Here is a 25,214-nt window from a genome sequence, read left to right on the forward strand (position 1 = left end):
AAGGAGGAGGGTGGTCGTCATACGCCGTTTTTCAATGGTTATCGGCCGCAGTTTTATGTGCGGACGACTGATGTGACGGGTGTGGTGAAGTTGCCTGAAGGTGTTGAGATGGTGATGCCTGGGGACAATGCGAATTTAGAGGTTGAGTTGATTACGCCGGTTGCGATTGAGCAGGGTCTGCGGTTTGCGATTCGTGAAGGCGGCAAGACCGTCGGCGCCGGCGTCGTCACAAAGATAATAGAATAAAAATGAGAGTGATCATCACTTTAGCATGCACGGCGTGCAAAAACAGAAACTACACGACCACCAAGAATAAAAAGAAACAGAAACGCCTTGAGATCAAGAAATATTGTCGCACATGCCGTAAGCATACTTTACATAAGGAGGTAAAATAGGCCTGTAGCTCTAACGGGAGAGCACCCGGCTCCAAACCGGGGGGTTGGGGGTTCAAATCCCTCCAGGCCTGTTTAGAGAGAAAGAAAGTGATAAATAAAGTTATTGATTATCTCAAAAAAGTTTACATGGAGATGCGGAAGGTCACCTGGCCGACGCGTAAAGAGCTGACGAATTCAACGATAGTCGTGATAATCATTTCAGCAATCGTCGCCCTGATCATATTTGTACTGGATACGATATTTTCAAATGTATTGAGGTTGTTCTTGAGCTGATTATGGCTGATAACGAGAAGAAAAAAGAGATGCAGTGGTTTGTGGTTCATACCCTGACCGGTCACGAGCAGAAGGTCAAGAAGATACTTGAAAAGATAATCGCGGAAAAGAAATTAGAAAATTCATTCGGCAGAATTATAATCCCCGTGGAGAACCTCGTGAAGATAAAGAAAGGAAAGAAAGTAATAGAAGAGAAAAGACTCTACCCCGGATATATCGTGATTGAGATGGCGGGAACCGATGAAAATTTGAGGCTTGTGAACAACATCTCAGGAGTAACCCATTTTCTCGGTTCAAAGACAAAGCCGATTCCTTTGAATGACAGTGAAATCAAAGCGCTGCTTGAGCAGGTGAAAGAGTCAAAAGAGAAGGTGATAACGAAAATTCCTTTTGCAAAGGGCGAACGGGTGACTGTGACGGACGGACCGTTTACCGACTTCATCGGCACTGTGGAAGACGTCTACCCTGAACGCGAAAAGGTCAAAGTCCTGGTGGTGATTTTCGGCAGAACCACGCCCATCGAGTTGGGATTTCATCAATTGAAGAGTATGTGAGGTTATCTATGGCAAAGAAAGTAATAGCTACAGTAAAATTACAGATTCCCGCCGGAAGTGCAACACCGGCACCGCCGGTAGGCCCTGCATTGGGACAGCACGGTCTCAACATAATGGAATTCTGCAAGGCATTCAATGCAGAGACAAAGAATCTCGCCGGCCTTGTCATCCCGGCGGTAATTACGATATATAATGATCGGACATTCTCATATATATTGAAAAGTCCACCGGCATCGATTCTTCTCAAACAGGCAGCGGGTATAGCCAAAGGCTCTGCGGTTCCGAATCGAGAAAAGGTCGGTAAGGTGACAAAGGCCCAGATAAAAGAGATTGCTGAAAGGAAATTTAAAGATCTGAACAGTGACACGATAGAACAGGCGATGAAAATAATCGAAGGTACCGCAAGAAGTATGGGAATCACTGTGGAGGATTGATGAAACGATCAAAACGCTATAAAGAATTAAAATCCAAGGTTGAAGCAAAAAAATACTCTTTGAAAGAGGCACTGGAAAAAGTGAAAGAACTGGCATCCGCCAAATACGACGAATCCGTGGACATTTCGATCAAACTCAATATCGATCCGAAGAAAACCGACCAACTGGTGCGGGGAATATCAAACCTGCCGCACGGAACCGGTAAGAAGAAAAAAATTCTGGTACTTACGAAAGGCGAAAAAGAGAATGAAGCGAAAGAAGCAGGAGCCGATTATGTCGGATTCGACGAATATATCGAAAAGATAAAAAAGGGTTGGGCCGATGTGGATGTCATCATTGCAACACCGGACGTTATGTCTGATGTCGGTAAACTGGGTAAGATTCTCGGTCCAAAAGGCCTGATGCCCTCGCCCAAGGTGGGGACCGTGACGTTCGACGTCAGTGCTCAGGTAAAGGCATTGAAAAAAGGAAAGGTCGAATTCAAGACCGACAAAACAGGGTGCATCCATATATCCGTCGGAAGAATATCATTTGATACGACTAAACTCGAAGAAAACGTACTCACATTTCTCGAGGACTTGCTGGCTGTCAAACCTTCCGGGGTCAAAGGCCAGTTTCTTAAATCAATGACCCTCTCATCGACGATCGGTCCGGGAATAAAACTTGATGAAAAAGGTGTTCTCGAACAAGTTCGAAAAGGAGGTCTATAATGCCCTCACAATATAATATCGAGTATCTTAAGAAAACCAAAGAAAAACTGAAGACAGGGAAAGCGTTCTATTTCACTGATTTCACCGGTATATCCGTCCAGAATATGGAAAAACTGCGCAGGGAATTGAAGAAAAACAACGGTAATTATCTCGTCCTCAAAAATACATTAGGGCTTCTCGCGATGAAAGACCTCGGATATGAGGAAGAAGTGATAAGCAAGATGTTCACCGGACCTACGGGTATTGCAATCGCCTTTGACGATCCCATACCCCTGGCAAAGATTATAACCAACTACGAGAATTTAAAAATAAAAGGAAGCCTTATCGAAGGAAAGTTTTATGTAACCGAAGACGTAATCAGATTTTCCAGAATACCACCGAAGGAGTCACTATACGGTCAACTGGTCGGCTCCTTGAATCTACTCGGAAATTTCGCCAATGTTCTGGAAAGTCTATTGAGAAATTTAATTAGCACCATTGAAGCGATTAAAAATAAGGAGGAAAAATGACGGCAAAAACCAAAAAAGGTGTTGATGCTATTGTCGAAGAAATCGGTAATTTGAGCGTACTCGAGCTCTCGGAATTAGTAAAGGCGCTGCAGGATAAATTCGGTGTGAGCGCTGCAGCACCTGTACAGGTCGTGGCTCAAGGCGCCGCAGACGCTGGTCCGGCGAAAGCTGAAGAAAAATCAGAATTCACCGTAACCATGACCTCCTGCGGTGATAAAAAGATTCAGGTTCTGAAAGTACTCCGTGAGCTTACTGGCCTCGGCTTGAAGGAAGCAAAAGATATGATTGATAATCTCCCCAAAGATATAAAAGAAGGAGTATCCAAGGAAGAAGCTCAGAACATGAAGAGTAAACTCGAAGAAGTCGGCGCCACCATTGAGCTCAAATGATTCCGAATAGCTCTAAATCAAGCATCGATAAAAACGTCCTGAACTCAATTCAGTGAAACAGAAGATTATACGGCGCAACTTAGAAAGACATTAGTCTTTGATTGATGTGTATTATAATATTACAACTATGATTATATCAATAGTTGTAAGGATAAAATATTATTAGAGGGGGATGAAAAGATATTATGAGAAATATTATTGATTTCTCAAAAAATAAATCAACCTTCAAGATGCCTCATCTGCTCGAGGTACAGCTGGAATCCTACAAGCAGTTCATCAATAAATCGATCAAAAAGATCTTCAATGAACTCTTCCCGGTTTCGGATATCCATAACCGCTATCAATTGGTGTATAATTCCCACCGCTTTGGACCGGCGAAATACTCGGTAAATGAGGCAATCGAAAAAGGTGCGACATACGGCGTTCCTTTGAAAGTCAGTTTCAGATTGGTGAGCAAAGAAGAAGACGGCAGTCTGCGTAACATCACTGAACAGGAAATATACCTGTGTGATCTGCCGTTAATGACACACCGCGGTACATTCATAATAAACGGTGTGGAAAGAGTGGTCGTAAATCAGATCCACCGTTCCCCCGGCGTATACTTCAGCGAAACCGAAACAACATCAACGGCGATGATAATCCCCTATCGCGGTCAATGGATTGAATTCGTAATCGACCGTCTGAACACTTTCTACACGATTCTCGACCGAAGAAGAAAACTGCTCGGTACGATGTTCATCCGAAGTCTCGGGTATGAAACGAATGAAGAGATAATAAAGTTATTCTTCCCGGTTAAAGAGGTCGATATCAGACAGGCCTCCAATTATTTTTGTGCGGAAACCATCAAAAGCGAAGAGAACGTCCTGCTCCCTGCCGGAGAGTTACTGGACGATCCGACCATCGACCTTCTGAAACACAAAGGCATCAAAAAAGTGAAGATCATCGATTCGCACGAGCCCGGCGTAACCATATTGACGAATACCTTGAAAAAGGACCGCACGACTTCAAAAGAAGAAGCCGCCAAAAAAATTTACAACCTGCTTCGCTCCATGGCACCCCCCACCCTCGACATCGCCGTCGCCTACATAAGAAACATCATCTTTGACCCCAACCACTTCAATCTCGGAGAAGTAGGACGTTTCAAATTCAATATGCGTCTGGGAATCAAGGAAAGAAGCAACAAAACATATCTGACTATTGAAGACCTCTTTGAAGTATTCCGTAAATTATTCAAATTCGCTGCGGGTGAATTCAACGCCGACGACATAGACCATCTCGGAAACCGACGGGTTCGCCGCGTCGGCGAGCTGCTCGGCGGACAGTTCAGATTGGCCATCACCCAGTTAATTCAGAATATAAAAGAAAGGGCTTCGTTGATGGACGAATCAGCACTCTCACCCCAGGATTTAATCAACCCCCGCCTTGTATCCAATATCATCAACAAATTCTTCACCACCTCGCAGCTGTCGCAGTTTATGGAACAGACAAATCCGATCTCGGAGATGACTCATAAACGCCGTATTTCATCGCTCGGAGCCGGCGGTCTGAAACGCCAGACAGCGGGGTTTGAAGTCCGAGATGTACACTATTCGCATTATTCAAGAATCTGCCCCATCGAAACACCCGAAGGACCGAACATCGGTCTTATATCAAGTCTGGCGAGTTTTGCAAAGATCGATAAACACGGCTTTATCCTCGCTCCCTACTGGGTGGTGAAGAACGGTAAGGTTAAAAACGAATTCATCTATCTGCGTGCCGACGAAGAGGATAAATATACGATCGCCCAGGCGAACACACCGGTGGATAAAAACGGAAAGATTTTGACCAATCAAGTATTATGCCGACGTAAAGACGACTTTCCGATTTTACCGCCTGAAGAGGTCGATTTGATGGACGTCTCACCCGAGCAGGTCTTCAGTCCCACGGCTTCACTCATTCCTTTTCTGGAACATAATGACGCCGACCGTGCCCTGATGGGCTCAAACATGCAGCGCCAGGCGGTTCCTCTGATCAATCCCGACCTGCCGCTCGTGGGAACGGGAATGGAAGAAAAGATTGCAAAGAATTCAGGGACGATCATCCTGGCTGAAGAAGACGGCGTGGTCACCTACGTCGATTCCAGAAAGATCGTCATCCAGACATCACAGAATATTAAAAAACGCTATCACCTCGCCAAATTTCTGCGTTCGAATCAGAATACATGTATCCATCAGAGACCCCTCGTTCATATCGGGCAGAAAGTCAAAAAAGGACAGGTGCTTACAGACGGTTATGCCTCAAAAGAAGGCGTCCTCGCCCTCGGTAAGAACGTTCTTGTCGCATTTATGCCGTTTTTGGGATTCAATTTTGAAGATGCCATCGTGGTTAGTGAAAGATTGTTAAAAGAAGATACCTTCACCTCCATACACATCCTGGAGTTTGACTGCGAGGTACGGGAAACCAAACTCGGGCCCGAAGAAGTTACGAGGGACATCCCCGGGATCAGCGACTTTCTGTTGAAAGACCTCGATGAATACGGGGTGGTACGCGTAGGTGCGCATGTCGGACCGGACGATATCCTCGTCGGCAAAATTACTCCGAAAGGAGAGACCGAATTAACACCTGAAGAACGTCTGATGCGTGCGGTCTTTGCCGAAAAAGCGACCAATGTCAGAGATACTTCTTTAAGGGTTGAACCTGGGGTCGAAGGTGTGGTGATCGACCGTAAAATACTCACCCGAAGGACAACCGACCCTTTAGCGAAAATGGTAGAGGAAGAGAGAAAACGTAAGATCAACGAAGAATTCTCCGCCCTCCGCAAAGAAACAATCTCGGTACGCAATAATCTGCTGAAAAATCTCCTTAATGGATACACCGCGGCTTCTTCCATCAGGAATGAAAAAGGCAAGATCATCCTGAGGAAAGGGTCTTCTTTTGATGAAGAGTTTTTTGCTGATCTGAATGCGACGAGCATCACGGCAGATGAAAAATTCACGCGTTACAACAAAATAAACGACGAAGCCAAAAAGATAATCGCCGAGGCCGAAGAAAGATTATTGCAGATCAACGCCGACAAAAAGAATGAAGAAGACAAGTTATTAAGGGGTGATGAACTACCTCACGGCGTATTGAAAATCGTGAAGGTCTTCATCGCCCAAAAACGTAGAATCTCCGTCGGAGATAAGATGGCGGGAAGGCACGGTAACAAAGGTGTCGTTGCAAAGATAATGCCTGAAGAGAATATGCCTTTTCTACCTGACGGAACGCCCGTCGATATCGTTCTCAACCCGCTGGGTGTACCGTCGCGAATGAATGTAGGACAGATTCTGGAAACCCATCTTGGATGGGCAGCGGACAAATTGAAATTCTACGCCATCACTCCGATATTCGACGGCGCGACCGTCGGCGAGATCAAAGAAAAATTAAAGGAAGCAGGGCTGCCGGAAAACGGTCAGATTGAACTACGGGACGGAAGAACCGGCCTGCCGTTTGAAAGCAAAATCACCGTGGGTAATATGTATATGCTGAAATTAATCCACATGGTTGATGAAAAGATACACGCCCGTTCGACCGGACCGTATTCTCTGATTACTCAACAACCCCTCGGAGGCAAAGCACAATTCGGAGGACAGCGTCTCGGTGAAATGGAGGTATGGGCGCTGGAGGCTTACGGTGCCGCCTACACCCTCCAGGAAATGCTTACGGTCAAATCCGACGATGTCGAAGGAAGGGCGGCTATGTACGAAGCATTAATCCGTGGTAAGAATCCCCCGAAACCACGGGCGCCCGCATCTTTTAATGTTCTCCTTAAAGAATTACAAGGACTTTGTTTTAATGTAACCCTTCAGAAAAAGGAGGCTTCTGATGAGGCATAAATCATACGGAACTCTGGACCTTATGGAGTATGATGGTATCAGGTTAAGTCTTGCCTCACCCGAGACCATACTATCATGGTCACGGGGTGAAGTAACCAGAGCCGATACAATAAATTACCGGACACAACGGCCTGAAAAAGACGGGTTGTTTTGTGAAAGGATTTTCGGTCCTGTAAAAGATTTTGAGTGTTCCTGCGGTAAATACAAAAAGGCGAAATACCGCGGCACCATATGCGACCGCTGCGGCGTCGAAGTCGCACCTGCCTCAGTAAGAAGAGAAAGGATGGGACATATAGATCTGGCCGTACCGGTTGCACATCTCTTTTACTACAAGATTCCACCGAGTAAGATAGGGTTACTTCTGGATCTATCGATCAATCAGCTTGAGGCAATCCTGAACTATGAAGCATATATAGTACTGGATTCCGGAGATTCACCTTATCGTAAAGGTGAAGTGCTTCTGGAAGAAGAATATCAGGATGCAAAAGAAAAGTATGAGGGTTTTAAAGCCGATATGGGTGGACAGCCGATCTATGATCTTTTGAAAGAAATAGATCTCGAAAATTTCTCCTCAGATCTCAGGATACGGTTGGAAAAAGAAACCCTCAAAGCACGGCGCCATCAACTGTTGAAAAAATTAAAACTGGTGGAGGCGTTCAGATTATCCGGCAACAGACCTGAATGGATGGTGCTGACCAGACTCCCTGTCATACCTCCCGACCTCAGACCACTCGTGGCTTTGGAAGGCGGTAGGTATGCGACCTCAGACCTCAACGATCTGTACAAACGGGTGATCACGCGCAACAATCGGGTGAAATCCATTACCTCGGGCATCAAAACCCCTGAAGTCATCGTACGTAATGAAAAAAGGATGCTCCAGGACTCGATCGACGCGCTGCTTGACAATTCAAGAAGGACCAGGCCGATAAAAGGACGCGGCAACAGACCGCTCAAATCCCTTGCAGACTCCTTAAAGGGTAAACAGGGCAGATTCAGAAGGAACCTTCTCGGTAAAAGGGTTGACTATTCAGGCCGTTCCGTAATCACGGTTGATCCATCGCTCAAATTATATGAATGCGGCATTCCGAAGGAAATGGCCCTTGAATTATTCAAACCCATGATCGTTCGAAAATTGGAGGAACGAGGGGTCGTGGATTCGGAAAGGGGCGCCCGAAGACTGGTAAGAGCCCGTTCAACCGAAGTCTATGAAATCCTGGATGAAATAATCAAAGACCGACCGGTATTATTAAACCGTGCTCCGACTCTGCATCGGGTCTCAATCCAGGCATTCCTCCCAGTACTGAGAGAAGGTCGGGCGATCACGATCCATCCCATGGTATGCCATCCTTACAATGCGGACTTCGACGGTGACACGATGAGTATTCATGTCCCCTTATCACCCGAGGCTATTCTCGAATCCTATCTCTTGATGCTCTCCATCCACAACATACGCTCTCCGGCGCACGGCCGTGCCTTGATGGCGCCCACTCAGGATGTGGTCATCGGACTTTATTATCTAACCAAAGAACAAAAGGCAAAACCCAAGAAGATGAAGATGTTCTCGAGCGTCGACGAAATTCATATTGCGCTGAACGACGGCTTGATCACACTCCATGAGGCGATAAAATACAAATTCAAGGATAAGATAATCGAAACAACACCGGGGCGGGCGATCTTCAACGAATCACTACCTGAAGAAATGAGGTTCAAGAATACAATGGTGAATAAAAGATCTCTGACCGGCATAATCGACGAATGTTTGAACAAATTCGGCACTGAAAAAACAGTGGAACTCCTTGACGCCCTGAAAGAGATCGGTTTTGAATATGCGACACGCTCGGGATTGACTATCGGTATCGACGACATGGTCAGTCCTCGAATAAAGGACAAAATCTGGGCAAAAGGTGCCAAAGAGGTCATGGAGATAAACAAAGCCCATAAAAGCGGTCTGATATCAGAAACCGAACGATATAATAAAGTAATCGACACCTGGACACGTGTTGCGATTGAAATCGAAGAAAAACTGATCGAAGAACTGGAAAAAGACCATGACGGCTTCAATCCATTGTTTATGATGGTGAATTCAGGGGCGCGCGGCTCAAGAAACCAGGCGTGTCAGATTTGTGGACTGAGAGGACTGATGTCAAAGCCGCAGCGTAAAGTCACCTCTGTTCAAATAATCGAAACCCCGATAAAATCCTCATGCAAAGAAGGGTTGTCGGTTCTTGAATATTTTATCTCCACCCATGGTGCACGAAAAGGACTGGCTGATACCGCACTCAAAACAGCCGATGCAGGATATCTGACAAGGCGTCTTGTCGACGTCGCCCAGAATGTGACGATCACCATGGAAGACTGCGGTACAATAATGGGGCAGGAAATAAGCGCTCTGAAAGAAGGCGAAAAGATAGTGGAACCGCTTCACGAAAGAATCGCCGGCAGGGTGGCATTAGTCGACGTCATCGACCCGGTGACTGACGAGATTATCGTCAAAGCAGGTGAAGAGATATTGAACGAACAGGCGCTGCAGATTGAAAAGAGCGGGATCGAGAAAGTAAAGGTGAGATCAATCCTGACCTGTGAAGCACCGGTTGGACTCTGCGCGAAGTGCTACGGCAGAAACCTCGCGACCGGGAAAATGGTGGAAATCGGCGAAGCAGTGGGAATCATCGCCGCACAATCCATCGGTGAACCGGGTACACAGCTTACGCTCAGAACATTCCACGGCGGTGGTGTCGCATTGAGAATCGCAGAAAGCACCTCAAGGAACGCGGACATCTCAGGAGTCGTAACATTTGAGAATCTGAATGCAGTAGAAAAGCCCGACGGCCATCTTGTCAGTCTGAATGACAAAGGACGAATGATAATCAAAGGGGAAGGAAACAGGAAAATAAGTTATAATATACCGATCGGAGCGATCATCTATCCCAAAAAGAAATCCACTGTTCAACAGGGTGATATCCTCTTCGAATGGGACCCCTACTCAATCCCCATCGTCTCACCGGCCGGCGGAACAGTAAAATTTATCGATATCATTCCCGGTATCACACTTCAGGAGAACTGGGTCGATGAACGATCCGGTGGAAAACAGTTCATCATTGTGGAAGACCGTGTCCGACATCACCATCCAAAAATCAATATCATCGACAGCAAGAAAAAAATCCAGAAAACATTCTCCATCCCGGCGGGAACATACCTCTTGGTCAAAGACGGTGATAAGATAGAACCGGGAACACTGATAGCGAGAATCCCAAAAGAGATCGGTAAAAGTAAGGACATCACCGGCGGTCTGCCGCGCGTTGAAGAACTGTTCGAAGCCAAAATCGTGAAAAACCCCGCCGTCGTGACTGAGATCGATGGAATCTGTGATGTCGATGAAGAAAAGGGTATCTGGAAGATAACAGTGACTCCAGAGGTGGGCGACGCCCGCACTTATAAAATACCTACCACAAGATATCTGAAGGTCCATTCCGGAGAGTTCGTACGCGCCGGCGATCCGCTGTGTGAAGGAGCGATCGACCCCCATGATATACTGCGGATCAAGGGTCCCATGGAAACCCAGCGTTTTCTGGTGAACGAAATATTAGAGGTCTATCGGATCCAGGATGTGAAGATAGACGACAAACATATCGAAGTGATTGTAAGACAGATGCTCCAGAAAGTCAAGATTGAAGAACCGGGCAATACTCCTTTTGTCGGTGGAGAGATTATTGACAAACGAAGAGTGATCGAAGTCAATCAGCAGGCACTCGTCGAAGGTAAGAAACCCGCTACATACCGTCCTATTCTCCTCGGCATTACACGTGCCGCCCTTTCAACGGAATCATTCTTCTCCGCTTCCAGTTTCCAGGAAACGACAAAAGTTCTGGCAGACGCCGCGGTCGAAGGTAAACTCGATAAACTCGAAGGGCTTAAAGAAAACGTAATTGTGGGCCGCATTATTCCTGCAGGTACGGGTCTTGCGAAGTTCCAGAATATAAAACTGGTCGAAGAAGCAGAGGCGGAAGCGGTTTAAAAAACGACAGCGGTTTAAAGATTAAGGCGCTCTAATTTTTTGGTCAGAGCGCCTTTTTTCTTCAGCACTACAATCAAAAATTACAGAAAGGTCATTATAAAACCGGTTATGATCGGTACCGAAAAATTATCATCCCAGGGCAACGGCAGGGCTTCAAATACAGTAGCAGTAATTGCACCGATGACCAGAACCATCAAAGGCAAAGTATCGGGTAAATTATAAAGGACCACCGCAACTCCCAGAGAACCGAGGAGAAAACCCAGGCTGCCGAGCAACGTCTTCCTTCGAAAGAGTTTGGGACTTTTGATATTCTGTCCCAGCATGGCGGCGAAGGTATCTCCGACGATTATATAGGCGCATGCCGCCACCACAATGGGCTTTCTGTAAAGCAATGAGGTCATCAAACAACCGAGCAGCAGATATGTCGCGCCGCTCAAACGCGTCAGCTCGTGCCGACGTAAAAAAGAACCGAAGAAAAGGATGAACCCCTCTTTAAAACCATTGATATGCAGTCTTAAAAAATCGAAGACGACGACAATCAGACATACTGTAAGGAGTATCAGCCGGGCGCTTCCTTGAGGCAACAAATAATAGAGTATCGGGATGAAGATAGCCCAAAGATTGAGTAACTTCCTGAAGAGTTCGGATTTAATTAAAATGTAACCCCCGCTGAAACTTTATTCGAATTATTGAGTTCTGAGTGCAGGACCAGCGCATAATCGAGTGAAAACTTTTTATATCTTATCCCCGCACCGAAAGTATAATTACCGTTATAATGTCCTGCTCTGCCGAACAGAAAGTCTTTATATCCGTATTCCACTCCCATATTGATATTAAATCCGTCGATATCAAACGGTTTTACCACGTCGCACTCGAATTTAAGAGTCGAATTGATCTTGTCCATCGGCAGGACCGGTGCAATACCAACCGAAAACTTCGGCATGATCGTTTCCTTTGTCTTATTTTCATTGTTCCAGATGATCGGAGCGAGAATAAAATCGCGTATCGCGGCGCCAACGGAGAAATACTCCCGATTATATACCACCCCCAGATCTATTCCGCCGCCGAATCCTTTTATCACGGACAAATCCCGATAAAATATCTTGATGTTCATTCCATAAGCCAATTCGGCGTTTCCTTTTGCACCGTTGAAATAAAGAACCACATCCCTGGTTCCCACTGTATCATACGGAACCGGTGGATTTCCACTGCCCGGCGGGCTGGTCGTGTCACTCAGTGTCGTGAGTATTATATCACTCACCGACAGATACTGTACACCGATGCCGACCGATCTATTCTCTCCGGGAATGACGACGGAAGCGAATTCGTTCTTCACCACGCCGGCGAAGTTCTCGGCATGCATCGCCATAACACTCTTTTCAGTATAAAAAGAACCCGCTGGATTGAAGTAAATAACAGAGGCATCGACATACTGGGCGACTCCCGCTCCACCCATAGCACACGGTCTTCCGCCGACACCCAGTTCTTGGAACTCACCGGCGTATTTTGTCGCCGAAAGCATCACCGGCAACCAGATATAAAAAATTATAATGCGACGCATCTTACTGTTGTTTTCAACTCCTTTGACAATCTCCGACCATGTCCATGCAGTGACTTCAACTTGATATGGAATTCATAGTCCCCTGGTGGAACCACGGAACCGGAATTATCCAGACCGTTCCATACAATAAGAAACTCACCAGGAGAACGATGCAGCCCCTTGACGAGATCGCGCACTTTTTCTCCCAGTTGATTGTACACAGTAATATAAATCTTTGAATCCTGGGTAAGATAAATAGCCAGGGTGGTACCGGGCATCTCCGGAGAGAATTCTTCAGGAAAGCAACCCACAATAAAACCATCCGCGGCGATCCACAGATATTGACCGCCTTCTTTTTCAGAGATAAAGACCTGCCCGTACCTCCGCCAGATAGAAATCCCCCGCGGTGCGATGAATTCACCTTTTTCCGTACCCTTCCTCCCCACTGATATGATATATCGCAAATCATGGTCGAATTTATGAATTTGATCATTGATTTCATCGGTGACATAGATATTTCCGAAATAATCGACCGCCACGTAGAGAAATCTCGCATCAGGCAAACCGATGTCGAAATTCTGAAGAGAAGAGATGAAACGGCCATGGGTCGAAAATTTCGACACCCGCATCCCGTCTTTGTCGGTGACAATAATGAAGTCATCATGGTAATGATTATGGGGAGCCGCGGCGTCGATGACTTCGATCCCCATAGGCCGAAAGAGTTCTCCGGAAGAACGGCCTTCTATGCCGAATGACAGAATAAGTGAATCTTCAGGGGAATAAACATAAACCTTGGAATTATCAAAATCAGTAATATATAAATTATTTTTGGAATCAAAACATACATCATAAGGTCGACCCGCCAGTTTTATCTCTCCGATCTGCTTTATCTTGCCTTTGTGATACTGTAATTTTGCAACCCTCTTGTTCCCGAAATCCGCCACCGCGATAAGTCCGTCTTCAGTCACTGAAATACCCTTTGGAGACGAAAAGATCTTGTTGTTTCCGAAAACCTTCACCGACTGAAGCCCGATATTGTAGATGATATGCCCTTTTCCGGAATTGACCGCGAAAACCGTAAGTTCATCATCGTCCTTCTTGGTCTTCGGGTCATCCAGTTCTTTCAATTTTACGGCGGCGATCCCCTCTGGGTCGGCATAATCATACCCCGGGCCGAGAAACAGCTGGAGATAATACTTGGAGGCACGATAGAATCCAAGACTGTGTTTGAACGGCGGGGCGGTAAGTGTCTTCGGAGCATAGTCCAAAAAAAGTAAAAACAGCAAAAACATTTAGCTTATTATAAAGATTTTTCACTTGATGTCAAGACCGACCCCTTTACTCAATATCATAGTTGACTTTTTCTGAAAAATTGCTATAATGGGAAGTGTGAGACAAGATGATGGGAGGGGGCGGAGACATAATGGACTGTTCAATTACAGAAACAGGAGTTACCAATTAAGAGATAATTATTATAAGATAGAATCAGGTAAATATCTTTACCCCTTGAAAAGAACAGGGGGATGAAAAAGGAGGCTTTATGGAAATCCAAGGATATAATATGCCCGAAGACCTTTATTATCATGAAGAAAATTCCTGGGCGCGGGTCGAATCCGACGGTACTGTAACCGTGGGAATGGACGACTTTTACCAGAAACAGGCCGGTGACACGACGTATATAGATCTGCCTTTTGAAGGCGACACTGTCAGCCAGGGTGAAACCTGCGGAAAGATTCAGTCTTCGAAATGGGTCGGGAAACTCGTCTCTCCCATCTCAGGTGAAATAACCGAAGTCAACAATGAGCTTGAAAATGACTGCCGGCTCATCAATAAAGACCCTTACGGAGCAGGCTGGATTATGAAGATAAAACCGTCAAATCTCGAAGAAGAACTCAAAAATCTCGCTCATGGTCCGGATGCCCTAAAGAAATTCATCGAAGACCATGTTTCAAAGGCGAAAGGCGGCGGATAAGGAAACCGACGAATACAGGGGGTTGTGATGGAACTACAGGTTCCTTATGGAAAAGAAGAAAAACTGAATGTCAGTCTGCCCGACGATAATGTACTGGCTGTGGTCGAACCGAATAAAGTGGAGAAACAGAAAGAGGATGAAATTTTACTCAAGGCGATCGAAACTCCGATAAACTCAAACTCGTTTTCTGATTTTCTGAGCGACGCCAGGGATATCCTCTTCATCGTCAACGACGGCACAAGACCGACACCGACCGCAAAAGTACTCGATATCATCTATGATAAAATCAAGAACAAGAATATCAAGTTCATAATTGCCACCGGTGTTCATCGTGCGCCGACTCAGGAAGAATTCGACTTCATCTTCGGGAAATACTATAACCTTCTCAAGGAACAGATCTATGTCCACGACAGCAAAAAAGAAGAAGATATGGTTCATATCGGCACTTCGAAGAACGGTACTGAGATGTATGTCAATCGTCTTGGTGTGGAGGCTCATAAAATCGTCATTATCGGCTCGGTCGAGCCTCACTATTTCGGCGGTTATACCGGCGGCAGGAAATCCTTTTTACCGGGCATTGCATCCCGTAAAACCATTTCCCAGAATCATAAACACGCCCTCAAACCGACGGCGCAAGCCCTCGTGCTTCAAGGAAATCCGGTTCATGAAGATATGATCGACGCCCTGAAGACGATCGCTGATAAAGAAATCTTTTCCATCCAAACCATACTCGACGGTGAACGAAGATTATATGGTGTAACAAGCGGCCATATCCACGATTCGTTCTATGCGGCGATCGACAAAGCAAAAGAGGTCTTCTGTGTCAAAATCCCGGAAAAAGCGGATATCGTTGTGAGTGTCGCCCCCTATCCAATGGATATCGACTTATACCAATCCCAGAAAGCCCTGGACAATGGTAAGCTTGCATTAAAAGAAAACGGGATTTTGATAATGGTCTCCAAATGCCGCACCGGTATCGGAGAACCGACGTTCTTTGAACTGCTCTCATCGAGCGGTTCACCGAAAAAGGCTCTGGAAACAATCAGCCAGGGGTATAAACTCGGTTATCACAAAGCGGCGAAGATGGCGGAGATCGGTACCTGGGCAGAGATGTGGGGTGTTACTGACCTCGAGGACAAAGATATGGAAGCGATCTTCATCAAACCGTTCCATGATCTGCAGACCGCCCTTGATCAGGCGCTGAAGCAAAAAGGCAAAGACGCCAAAGTACTCTTTCTGATGGACGGCAGCATCACTGTTCCGATGATCGGATAGAATGGAAAGAGGTGAACGCCGAATTTAAAATTTTAAAAAGAATTCAGTCATTAATAAATTTTGAGGTATTTTGATAATCTAACGATAGGAGGTTAAATGCCTTTAAAAGAGGACATTCTTAAGGAATTAAGAGACATCGTTGGTGATGAGTACTGCCGTACAGATAACGCCGAACTGTATGTTTATGCGTTTGACAGCAGTATTCACCGTAAAAAACCGGATGTAGTGGTCCAGCCGCAGAACACCGAGCAGGTCCAGAAGGTTGTGCAACTCGCCAATAAGCATAAGGTACCAGTGGTGCCGCGCGGCGCCGGTTCCGGCCTGTGCGGAATGGCGGTACCGATCGACGGCGGTATTGTCGTGGACATGCAGAGAATGAACAAAATCAAAGATATGCGTATCCAGGACCTTTACTGCGTCGTCGAACCAGGTGTCGTCTACAACAGCTTCATCGCCGCCCTTGCTCCGCATAAATTTTTCATTCCCGGTCCGGCGTCGGGTGAAGTTGCAACAATCGGAGGTATGATAGCACTCAACGCCTCCGGTGCGAAAGCGGTGAAATACGGTGCAACCCGGGATTACGTCATCGGAATGGAATTCGTAACTCCGACCGGTGAAGTGGTGCGGGCGGGTGCGAATACCGTAAAGCACTCAAGCGGTTATCAGTTCGAAAAACTGCTGGTCGGTTCAGAAGGAACCCTCGGTATCATTACAGAAGCCAATATCCGGATCATTCCGAAACCGGAGAAACGTGCGGGATGTGTTGCTGCATTTGATGACCTTGAAAAAACCGGTCAAGCAGTGGCTGACATCATCGCCAATCCGCTGATCCCCTCTCAATTGGAGATTATGTCGCAGGCATGCATTGCCGCGGTGAACAAAGCCACTAATATGGGGCTGCCTGAAGTCGCCGGCATGCTTCTCATCGAACTGGACGGACCGCCTGATGTCGTAAAACGCGATATCGAAAAGGTCAGCAAAATTTGTGAAAAGGCGGGCGCCACATCCGTTGAATTTACTGAAGATGAACAGCGGATTGTTCAACTGTGGAAGGCACGGAAACAGATGATTCCTTCACTCAGTATTCTGAAAGAGCATTATGTGACGACGATGCTCGCCGATGATATGGCGGTACCGCCTTCGCAAATCCCCAAGGCGGTCGCCGGGATATGGGAAATCTCTGAAAAATATGATATAATCATCCCGCCCTATGGACACGCAGGCGACGGAAATCTTCATACCAAGGTTTTGATGACCCCCTCAGACCCTGAACACTGGAAGCAGGCGCAAAAAGCAGTCACAGAAATATACGAATTAATTCATTCCCTGGGCGGCACCACCAGCGGTGAACACGGCATCGGTATTACAAAAGCCCCTGATTTCTATAAAGAAAGAAAGACGATGATTCCTTTAATGAAGACCGTAAAGAAGGCGATGGATCCGAACAATATAATGAACCCACACAAAGTCGACCAATGGACTGATGACTTCCTGCACGAACTCCGCTACCCCACTAATCCCGACAGAAAACTGAGTGGTCCGCTCGCCAAATGGGAAGAAGAGATGATGACCTGCACAATGTGCGGATACTGCAAAAATGTCTGTCCGACATTCATCAGTCTGCTCTGGGATCCACCATCAAGTCGCGGCAGGATGATTATGTCCTACGGTATACTGGAAGGCGAGCTGGAACCCGACGACTCAGTGGTCAAGGCGATATATCAGTGCACCTTATGCCGTGACTGCAATCGACGCTGTCCGTCCAAGGTCAAGGTCCCTGATGTTGTCAGAGCGGCACGTGCCGAACTGGTGGAAAGAGGATTGGCTTACGATGCACACAAGGCGTTCATAGACAACATCAAAAAGACCGGAAATATATTTGCTGACGAAGAAGTGATGGCGCCGATTCAGGAAGGCGAAACACCGGTATTTATCGGCTGTCAGTTCCTTGCACGCCCGAACAAGACCAAGATGTATCTCCGGCTCTTCCAGAAATTGGGGATAAAACCCAAGGTCGTGAAAGAAATCTGTTGCGGTTATCCGATGGAAGCGCTCGGGTTCGTCAAGGACTTTGAAGAACACAAGAAGAAGTTCAAAGAACTCTTTCCGTATGACACCGCGATAACACTGTGTCCCACCTGCACCGTATATTTGAAAGAAGCTTATGGTATCGACGCAAAACATGCAGTCCAGGTGATCGCCGAAAAACTACCTCAGGCGCAGATCAAAAAGAACAGCGGTAAAGTGACTTACCATGATCCCTGTGATCTATCTCGCGGAGCAAAAGTGACCAAAGAACCACGTGAAATCATCAAACAGCTCGGATTCGAACTCGTCGAAATGAAATTCAAAGATAATGTTTCACGCTGTTGCGGCGGTGGCGGTGGCATACTCGTATCGGATAAATCTCTGTCTGATGTCATGGCGGAAAAACGGATACAAGAGGCAGCCGAAACCGGTTGTGATACACTCGTTACCGCCTGTGCTACCTGCGAGCAGGTATTGATGAATGCTGCAAATGCCTTTGTCGAGAAAAAAGGTAATCCACGTATAAAAATTATGGGCTTGCAGCAGCTGGTATGGAAAGCACTGGCTTAAGAGATTGAATGAAGAAAGAGATGGGGGGCGGTTTGAACCGCCCCCATCTCTTTTCGACATCAGAAAATGTTTATCCTCTTTCCTCTTCAATCCACTCTTTTATCTGTGATTTCAAAGGAATCTTCCCCGAACATTTTATCTTTCCGTTGATTATCAACCCTGGTGTCGCCATTATCTTGTATTCCATTATTTTCTTCATATCAGTGACCTTCTGGACATCGGCCGCAATGTCCATCTCTGCCAGGACATCGATGGTTCTCTTATGCACCTCCTGACATCTGGGACAACCAGGTCCTAATATCTTTATATCCATATAAACCTCCTATGTTGAATTTGATTCTTTCTGAAACTCGAGGATCGTAACGATATTTTTAATCTTTTATTATAGTAAAACACAGAGAAATTCAATCGAGTGATTTCAGAAAATCTTCCCATTCTTTGAGTACTGAACCGTTTATCTTTGCATCCTTATATCTCTTGATTATAATCCGGGCGCCCCGCCGGGCTTCTTCAATCTTTCCGAGCCCCCGATAGGCATAACATCCGAATTCACCGGCTTTTATTTGAAGAAAGAGACTGCCGCTCTTCACTCCGAATTTATGGGCGCTGATACACTGTTTTTCAAGATACTCCCAGGCCTCGTGTTCCTTCGCCCAATACATTATCCAGTACCAGGTATCTTCACATCTCTTCAGATCATTCAACTCATTGACGGCGATCTTCAATACGTTCTTCATCACCTCATCCATCTTTTCCAGCAACCCCAATTTACCGAGTGTATTGCCGTAGGAATAAAAATAGTCACATAAGGTGGTGAAATCAAATTGACCGAGCGCCGCCTGGATAATATTTGAAGCGAATATCTCTCGTGCCTCTTCAAACCGTTCAAGATCCATCAGACAATATGCCTTTCTGAGCTCAACCATCCCCAGGAACTCTCCGGTCATGATCCGTTCTTCTTTAGGATCGTCAAACGGTGCCTTAATGTTTTCGTATGCCTCTAACGCCTCTTCAATCTTACCTTCCCGCGCCAATTCTGCTGCCCGGTTGAATCGCTCTATAAATGTACGACTGATCTTATTCATTAAAGAGTATAACCGATTTACAACAGTTCGTCAATCTTTTTTCTCGCTTTATTTCTTGATCTTGATGAGGATATCAGTCGCCTGTTTGATGAACTGACTTTTGGAAACAAGAAAAACAGTATCTTCTTCCTCAATAATATGGCTTCCACGGGGAATGAGGAAATCTCCGGATTCTTCTTTATATATTCCGATAAACACCACTTCTTTGGGAAACTTCTTCTTCTGGGTGATATCCTTGATTGTAAGCCCCACACACCTCGCTCTCTGAGGTATCTTCACGGCATAGATCTGCGCCTTGCCTCCACCAAGCCTCAGAATCCGCTTCACCCGGGGTTGTTCGATCTCCATAAGCAGCTGGTCGACAAGCAAATCAGCCATACTCACGACCGCATTCACTCCTGCCAAGCGATAAGATTCTTCATATCTCGGATTTCTCATACGGGATATAATCCGCGGAATACCCAGACTCTTCGCAAGCAGTGCACAGGCGATATTATCCGCCGCCTGATGCATCAGGCAGATGATAACATCGGCTTTACACGCCCCTGCTTTTTCCAGAATATGGATATCCGTGGCACTGCCCTGAATGGTGAGAGCACCGGTCTCCGCATATATTGACCTGCATACCTCTGGTTCTTTATCAATAACCACCACATCATGTTTTTTTTCAACAAGCATCTTGGTTATCTGCCTGCCGATAATACCCGCTCCGGCGACAATTATGTACATCTGATCACCTCCTTTTCAACCCTCAACGCCACACCTTTGTACTGAAGAGCAAAAGAATCGGCAATATCTCCAGACGACCGGCGAGCATTCCGAAGATGAAGACTGTCTTTATCAACGGATGAAGATGGATCATCGTATCCGCCGGTATATACGTAGGTCCGATATTACCGAGAGCACTGAACATGCCTGAAAACGACTGGAAGGCGTTCAGATCCGACAAGAGTGCTGTAACAGCACCTCCGAAAATCAGCAGAACCACCCAGGTGAAAAATAATGCGGCGACCCGATAAAGTTCGTTTTTGCTTATCACTTCACCGTCGACCACGACCGGAGAGAGTGCAGACGACGGCGCCCGCATGCGGAAAAGTTCCCGTTTGATCAACTTGGTTAAGATCGCAACCCTGAGGACCTTGAAACCGCCGCCGGTCGACCCCACGCAACCGCCGATCACCATCATCACCAGGAAAAGCTGGCGCGCCAGATGTCCGAAAAAAGAACCACCGATATCTTCAGTACTGAAACCGGTGGTTGTAATAATCGCAACCACCTGAAAGAAAACCTTACGGAAAGTTTCTTCAACTCCTTTCCAACATATTACGCCATTCGATGAAATGTAACTGAATGGCGCGAGCTTCGCACTTCTCTCAATAAAAATAATTATCAGAAAGAAAAGAATCAATCCCCACCAGTATCTTATCTCGGTATTATCAAAGAGCGCTTTCCAGTCACGCTGGACAATACGGTAATGGATGAGAAAATTAGTGCCGCCGAAGAGCATACCGAGAATAAGAATATATTCAATAACGACATAATGGCGAAAACCTGTAAGTTGATAATAAGCAATACTCGCATCGTGATTTGAGAACCCGCCGGTGGCGATCGCGGTGAAGCTATGGATGATGCTGTCGAAAAAAGGCATACCTGCAATTGCCAGACAAACGCAGGTCAGGATGGTGAAACCGGCGTAAATCGACCATAAAATTTTCAAGGTGTTCGCCAACCCCGGAACCGGCCGCTCCATCCCTATCTTATGGCTCTCTGCACCGAAAAGCATATGTGCGCTGCCGCCCCGATATGTCACCGCCAGGAAGAACGTAAGAATCCCCAACCCGCCGATCCATTGAGTAAGGCTGCGCCAGAAGAGAATACTTCCGGGCATATTATCCAATCCCTGAAACATCGTAATTCCGGTAGTGGTGAAACCGCTCATCGCCTCAAAAAATCCATTCAAATACGTTATTCTCAGTCCGAGCACAAAAGGTAAGGCGCCGATCGCTGAAAAACCGATCCACGCCAGGCTGCAGACCAGTATCGCCTGCAGTCGATCAGGATTTCCCGGAGTGCAGACAAACTTCAGCAAAGTACCGAGCAGGAACGAAGTGAGCGCCGAAGTGATAAACGCGAAAAAAATCCCCATACCCCTGGAGTATTCACGGGTAGCGAAAAAGACGATAAGGGGAGTCAGTAAAAATACACCGAGCACCAAAAAGAGAGAACCCAGGATATTAAATACAACATTGACTGTCCTGAACCGATTACGCAATATTCTTCCCTCTGTTCTTGACAGATTCAACCATCGTAAAAAGATCAATCTCCGAATCGGGGGTTCACTATATTACTGTAGAGAAAACCGAATGAATAGCTGAAACCGACGGAAAAATGATATTCATATTGGGTCGCTTGCTGTTTCATCTTCAGAAGTATTTCTTCAGGCGTCAAATCCCTTTTCGGCAAGGACAACTGGTCGTGGATCCAGGCGGCATAACCGAAGAGGTTGAAAGAGAGGCCTTTTATAACCGATAGTGACAAAGAACTGAACAGGGTTATCCGATTCTTTTTATAATCATAAAAATAATGAGAACCCGTGAGTGAAAAACCGACCGACCCCCACCGCTGTTTTGTATCGAGCTCTGCAGAAAGCGCTTCAAACCACAACTTCTGCTCCATTTTATCATAGATTGTTTCCTCTTCATAAAGATAATAAGCATAACCTATCTTATAATAAATTCTCAGTTCCCTGCTCGTTGACTGGCTGTATGGAAAGATGTTGTACTCGATCGCCGGTGTCACCTTAAATACGAATCTCTCATTATTATAGGTAGATGAAGAAAATAACACTCCGCCGGCTCCGGACCAGTGATCATCGATACTTTGAACAACACGGCCCCATGAACCATAATTTTTTTTGATGCTCGTCACTGTTGTCGACTCATCCATCTCAAAACTGTTTTCGATATAATCATAATATACCGAAGTCTCTGTTTTCCAGTCCTCGGTTATTCTGTCGGCGGAGAAAGAGACACGCGTTGAGATATAATCACTGTACTGCTGGCCCATAAGAAAGGTACGCAAACCGATATCAAAAACCCAGTTGTGCCATCTATCAGCAGTCTCGGTCTGTACGGTCTTTTCCTGAATGGATATTTCAATATCATCGGCTATCGGTGTCCGTGCGATGTAGCGTATAAGACCGAGCTTGATCTTCTTGGCCAGCATCCTTCTGATTGTATCTTCGGAATCGAATTTAGCCACGGCAAAAGATAATGTATCATCCATCCCTGCATAAGCCCGGAGTCCGAAAAATTGGATAGTATATTTTGTTCCGCCGCTTGATGTCTCTTCAGTTGTAATAAGAATGTGGATATCAGCAACCGCCCGGTCGATGACATAGTCGACAAAAGTTATCTCTGATTTAATGAAATCCATATCACAGTCTTCACAATCGATATAGACATTCGGCGCATCAATTACCAAAGAATCAGAAGCGGTGTCAGCATTAGCAAAATTCAAAAAAAAGGCAAGTAATAAAAAATAAAACTTTACATTGAAATACTTCATATCGCCACCTCTTTTACCACAACTTTGCTTTTTCGATAGAAAACAACCATAAGGCAGGGCATATTCGCCGGGAATATATGAACCAACACCGAATATTCCCCCTAACTCTTAACTCTATTCCTCTGAACCCTCGACGATCATCTTTTTTAATTGCTCAGCTTCAGGATGATTGGGCATTACTTCAAGTGCGTGTTTGAAATAGGAAGCTGCCTTTTTTTTATCTCCCGAATAATAGAACGTCGCACCGAGATTCACCAGGGCAGGCACAAAATCAGGTTCCAGTTCAATCGATTTCTTGAAACTTTCTATTTCTTTATCCCGCCACTCTTTTTTACCACTTTGATTGAATTTAAAGCGATACGCCATCCCTAATAAATTATAGCCGACCGCAGAACCTGGTGCCTGGGCAATACCTTTATTATAAAATTCAATTGCTCTATCGAATTCACCCTTTTCAAAACACTTTGCGCCCTCATTAAAATAATCCTGAGCGCTCTTCTTTTGACTACAAGCGAGCGTAGCTAATAATAATAAAAAGACCAAACCCATCTGTCTCACAAATACCTCCTTTATTGAACCTTTTTCTTATGTTGTTGTTGTTGAAGCTCTTCAAGCTGTTTCTCGGTGAGCCTCTCGATTTCATATCCAGCACCCTTCGTAATAAAAAAGAGTTCCGCGGACTTGTCCGCTACTTCAATAAGATCAAATGCCTCTGATATATCATTTCCGACCGAAACAACCCCGTGGCTTTCCCAGATAATCAACGAATGGTTTGCAAGCTCTTTAATCGTATCATCAGCCAGTTTTTCAGTACCCGGCGGCGTATAATTCACATAGCCGATGCCGGCTGGTAAAAATAACTTTAATTCGGGATGGATCGAACCCAACAACTTATTTATCCGTATTTTTGTACGGTATTCAGAAATATTGGTCAGGGCGATTAAATATCGAGGATGGGCGTGTAGTACCGCAATCTGGTGTGGTCTGTGCTGTTTAAGGAAATTATGGACTTTGAGATGGGTGATACTCTCTGAACTCGGTTGAGCATCACTCCCCCAGAGTAATTCAAAACTATCAAGTTCCCTGCTGATATGCAAGAGCATCAAATTTTCCGCAGGTGCAGATGCGATATCACGAAACCGGGCCCCTGTTTTTGTTATTATAAAATACTCATCAGCGCAGCACCCCTCGGGTAACTTCATCTTTTTTTTCGGAAAATTATTCAGCTTGATCTCTGCGGTATTTAAGAATCGGGTAACGTTAACCGATATATTACCAGCACTGGCTTCCGCCCAACCGCGCTGCCATAAATACTGCCCCACTACTCCGCATTCCTGAATAATTTTCTTGATTACCGCATTCAGACGAAAATTCCTCATCACTCTTCCTGAAACTTTGCAATGAACCCCCGGGGGACCGGAACCACTTTTTTCCGTTCATAGTCGAAGAAAACAACACCGGTCTTGGCATAGGCGACTTCCTGACCACTTTCTTTTTCGGCTATGCGGAAAACAAAATCACAACCGACCCGGGACCAATCACTGAGAGCGATCTCGAATACAAGCCTGGCGCCGTAAAAAACCTCTTTTTTATAAATTAAAGCGGCATCAGTCATTATGAGTCCCACACCTTCAATATCTGCTTCAGTGTAGCCGTGGTTTTTTAAAAATCTCACCCGTGCCTCATGAATTAAAGATAAAAGTGCGTCATTACCCAGGTGTCCTCCATAATTGATATCAGTGATGCGTACTGTAATTTCCGTGGAAAAGAGAAATTTTGTCGGAAGGTTCAATTTAACTCTTGCCATAGCTCGTCCTATAGAATAATCAGATTTTCAAACTGCATAATATTAATTTTATATAATCAGAGAACTAAGTCAATGGTCTATGAAAGAAATTGTGGTCAAATCTACCCGTTCTCTATAAATATTACCGTGGACGGGAAATCGAAGATTGAAGATTAAACCCCATATCTACTTCTTGAAAACCATTGTGTTTTGCATATAATTCACAGTTATGTCATATAATAAAGTGGATAAAGAAAT

At 45.6% G+C, this 25,214-nt stretch carries 24 protein-coding genes and 1 tRNA gene; 14 read left to right on the forward strand and 11 right to left on the reverse strand.

The genetic code is table 11. From position 1 onward, the window contains the following. The 11 genes from tuf to rpoC all read left to right on the forward strand — a co-directional run. Positions 1-246, forward strand: a 246-nt coding sequence (gene tuf / locus ENI34_05870; protein ID HEC78653.1) for an elongation factor Tu, incomplete at its 5' end; no start/stop codon positions are given. A gap of 2 nt (positions 247-248) precedes the next feature. After that, complete coding sequence (rpmG, locus tag ENI34_05875; protein HEC78654.1) at positions 249-395, forward strand: 50S ribosomal protein L33; 147 nt, start codon at positions 249-251, stop codon at positions 393-395. Then, a tRNA-Trp gene (locus ENI34_05880) sits at positions 394-466 on the forward strand. The genes rpmG and ENI34_05880 overlap by 2 nt, the downstream gene beginning before the upstream one ends. A gap of 16 nt (positions 467-482) precedes the next feature. Then, positions 483-668, forward strand: coding sequence for a preprotein translocase subunit SecE (secE, locus tag ENI34_05885; GenBank protein HEC78655.1), 186 nt, complete (start codon positions 483-485; stop codon positions 666-668). A gap of 29 nt (positions 669-697) precedes the next feature. Continuing rightward, a complete protein-coding gene (gene nusG / locus ENI34_05890) occupies positions 698-1,222 on the forward strand; it encodes a transcription termination/antitermination factor NusG (GenBank protein HEC78656.1) in 525 nt (174 codons plus the stop codon). Between the two features lie 8 nt (positions 1,223-1,230). Next, positions 1,231-1,656: a 50S ribosomal protein L11 gene (rplK, locus tag ENI34_05895; GenBank protein ID HEC78657.1), complete on the forward strand. Its 426-nt coding sequence runs from the start codon at positions 1,231-1,233 to the stop codon at positions 1,654-1,656. Next, on the forward strand, positions 1,653-2,366 hold the full coding sequence (locus tag ENI34_05900) for a 50S ribosomal protein L1 (protein HEC78658.1): 714 nt from the start codon (positions 1,653-1,655) through the stop codon (positions 2,364-2,366). The genes rplK and ENI34_05900 overlap by 4 nt, the downstream gene beginning before the upstream one ends. Beyond that, positions 2,366-2,875 carry a 50S ribosomal protein L10 gene (locus tag ENI34_05905; GenBank protein HEC78659.1) on the forward strand — a complete coding sequence of 170 codons (510 nt, stop codon included), beginning with the start codon at positions 2,366-2,368 and terminating at the stop codon, positions 2,873-2,875. The genes ENI34_05900 and ENI34_05905 overlap by 1 nt, the downstream gene beginning before the upstream one ends. Next, the gene (locus ENI34_05910) at positions 2,872-3,264 is read left to right on the forward strand and encodes a 50S ribosomal protein L7/L12 (GenBank protein ID HEC78660.1); all 393 of its coding nucleotides are present in this window, start codon (positions 2,872-2,874) and stop codon (positions 3,262-3,264) included. Before ENI34_05905 ends, ENI34_05910 begins: the two co-directional genes overlap by 4 nt. Before the next feature lie 185 nt (positions 3,265-3,449). Next, a complete protein-coding gene (gene rpoB / locus ENI34_05915) occupies positions 3,450-7,118 on the forward strand; it encodes a DNA-directed RNA polymerase subunit beta (GenBank protein HEC78661.1) in 3,669 nt (1,222 codons plus the stop codon). Continuing rightward, the gene (gene rpoC / locus ENI34_05920; GenBank protein HEC78662.1) at positions 7,108-11,133 is read left to right on the forward strand and encodes a DNA-directed RNA polymerase subunit beta'; all 4,026 of its coding nucleotides are present in this window, start codon (positions 7,108-7,110) and stop codon (positions 11,131-11,133) included. The genes rpoB and rpoC overlap by 11 nt, the downstream gene beginning before the upstream one ends. An 80-nt stretch (positions 11,134-11,213) precedes the next feature. Here rpoC and ENI34_05925 read toward each other — a convergent pair whose 3' ends face one another. The 3 genes from ENI34_05925 to ENI34_05935 all read right to left on the reverse strand — a co-directional run bounded on the left by ENI34_05925 (position 11,214) and on the right by ENI34_05935 (position 13,965). Next, a complete protein-coding gene (locus tag ENI34_05925) occupies positions 11,214-11,717 on the reverse strand; it encodes a hypothetical protein (protein ID HEC78663.1) in 504 nt (167 codons plus the stop codon). Positions 11,718-11,785: 68 nt separating this feature from the next. Continuing rightward, complete coding sequence (locus ENI34_05930) at positions 11,786-12,694, reverse strand: hypothetical protein (protein ID HEC78664.1); 909 nt, start codon at positions 12,692-12,694, stop codon at positions 11,786-11,788. Then, positions 12,679-13,965 (reverse strand): hypothetical protein, encoded by a 1,287-nt coding sequence (locus tag ENI34_05935; GenBank protein ID HEC78665.1) that lies wholly within the window; start codon positions 13,963-13,965, stop codon positions 12,679-12,681. The genes ENI34_05930 and ENI34_05935 overlap by 16 nt, the downstream gene beginning before the upstream one ends. A gap of 248 nt (positions 13,966-14,213) precedes the next feature. Between ENI34_05935 and gcvH the strand changes: the two genes are divergently transcribed. The 3 genes from gcvH to ENI34_05950 all read left to right on the forward strand — a co-directional run bounded on the left by gcvH (position 14,214) and on the right by ENI34_05950 (position 18,518). Further along, on the forward strand, positions 14,214-14,645 hold the full coding sequence (gcvH, locus tag ENI34_05940) for a glycine cleavage system protein GcvH (protein HEC78666.1): 432 nt from the start codon (positions 14,214-14,216) through the stop codon (positions 14,643-14,645). Between the two features lie 27 nt (positions 14,646-14,672). Further along, on the forward strand, positions 14,673-15,920 hold the full coding sequence (larA, locus tag ENI34_05945; protein ID HEC78667.1) for a nickel-dependent lactate racemase: 1,248 nt from the start codon (positions 14,673-14,675) through the stop codon (positions 15,918-15,920). A 96-nt stretch (positions 15,921-16,016) separates the two neighbouring features. Next, positions 16,017-18,518: an FAD-binding protein gene (locus tag ENI34_05950; protein HEC78668.1), complete on the forward strand. Its 2,502-nt coding sequence runs from the start codon at positions 16,017-16,019 to the stop codon at positions 18,516-18,518. A gap of 70 nt (positions 18,519-18,588) precedes the next feature. Here ENI34_05950 and ENI34_05955 read toward each other — a convergent pair whose 3' ends face one another. The 8 genes from ENI34_05955 to ENI34_05990 all read right to left on the reverse strand — a co-directional run bounded on the left by ENI34_05955 (position 18,589) and on the right by ENI34_05990 (position 24,977). After that, entirely contained in the window at positions 18,589-18,831 is a 243-nt protein-coding gene (locus ENI34_05955; GenBank protein ID HEC78669.1) for a thioredoxin family protein, read from the reverse strand. A 91-nt stretch (positions 18,832-18,922) separates the two neighbouring features. After that, positions 18,923-19,603 carry a hypothetical protein gene (locus tag ENI34_05960; GenBank protein HEC78670.1) on the reverse strand — a complete coding sequence of 227 codons (681 nt, stop codon included), beginning with the start codon at positions 19,601-19,603 and terminating at the stop codon, positions 18,923-18,925. Positions 19,604-19,651: 48 nt separating this feature from the next. Next, positions 19,652-20,332 (reverse strand): TrkA family potassium uptake protein, encoded by a 681-nt coding sequence (locus tag ENI34_05965; protein HEC78671.1) that lies wholly within the window; start codon positions 20,330-20,332, stop codon positions 19,652-19,654. Between the two features lie 22 nt (positions 20,333-20,354). Further along, positions 20,355-21,875, reverse strand: a complete 1,521-nt coding sequence (locus tag ENI34_05970; protein ID HEC78672.1) for a TrkH family potassium uptake protein — start codon at positions 21,873-21,875, stop codon at positions 20,355-20,357. 44 nt (positions 21,876-21,919) lie between these two features. Then, positions 21,920-23,170: a hypothetical protein gene (locus ENI34_05975; GenBank protein HEC78673.1), complete on the reverse strand. Its 1,251-nt coding sequence runs from the start codon at positions 23,168-23,170 to the stop codon at positions 21,920-21,922. Between the two features lie 114 nt (positions 23,171-23,284). Then, positions 23,285-23,719, reverse strand: coding sequence for a tetratricopeptide repeat protein (locus ENI34_05980; GenBank protein ID HEC78674.1), 435 nt, complete (start codon positions 23,717-23,719; stop codon positions 23,285-23,287). 20 nt (positions 23,720-23,739) lie between these two features. Beyond that, a complete protein-coding gene (locus ENI34_05985; protein ID HEC78675.1) occupies positions 23,740-24,549 on the reverse strand; it encodes a rhamnulose-1-phosphate aldolase in 810 nt (269 codons plus the stop codon). Beyond that, the gene (locus tag ENI34_05990) at positions 24,549-24,977 is read right to left on the reverse strand and encodes a thioesterase (protein HEC78676.1); all 429 of its coding nucleotides are present in this window, start codon (positions 24,975-24,977) and stop codon (positions 24,549-24,551) included. Before ENI34_05990 ends, ENI34_05985 begins: the two co-directional genes overlap by 1 nt. Positions 24,978-25,214 lie beyond the last annotated feature (237 nt).

It is taken from the genome of candidate division WOR-3 bacterium (genome assembly GCA_011052815.1).
Lineage (GTDB): Bacteria > Hydrothermota > Tepidihabitantia > SM23-42 > SM23-42 > DRIG01.